The organism is Cellulomonas sp. P2_B4, from assembly GCF_056404795.1.
Genome location: NZ_JBFUDI010000125.1, coordinates 1 through 513, shown reverse-complemented (window position 1 = coordinate 513; position 513 = coordinate 1). Strand labels below are relative to the sequence as shown.

Annotated in this window: 1 protein-coding gene; it reads right to left on the bottom strand. The window is 68.6% G+C overall.

All coding sequences use genetic code 11. The features are described 5' to 3' along the window. Positions 1 to 164: 164 nt before the first annotated feature. On the bottom strand, positions 165 to 513 hold a 349-nt coding region (locus AC1DZC_RS20455; protein ID WP_477044569.1), incomplete at its 5' end, for a hypothetical protein.

The following is a 513-nucleotide window of genomic DNA, read 5'->3' as shown; positions in this document are numbered from 1 at the left end:
GCGAGCATCTGCGCCCGCACGACCTTGCCGCCTTTGCGCTGATCTGGACCGGGCTGGCGGTCTATGCCTCGGACAGTATCCGCGCGACTCGGGCGGCGGCGCGGGATGTTGTCGGGCTTCGGCCCTCGACCCGGTAGATCGGTCGTCGTCCGCCGCCGAACGGCTCAGGATTTCCCCGCATGGTCGCCATATTCCCAGTCATAGGGAGTGCCGGTTTCGCCCAGGATGAAGCGGACCAGCGCGGGATAGGCCGCCTCGGCCCGCACGTCGTTGGACAGGATCAGCACGCAGCGCTGGCCTCGTTCCAGGCAGACCATGGTGTTGCCGGTCTGCTCGTCATGCCCGCCCTTGAAGAAGCCATGCCCCTGCGGCCCGTCGCACACGATAACGCCGAGGCCCGCCGCCAGGCCCTTGCGGCGCTCGGCCACCGGCAGATCGGGCGCGAGATTGGGGAATTGATGCGCGGTCGCGATCGGCAGGCTCGGCTTGACCATTTCGGCGCGTGAGGCAGGG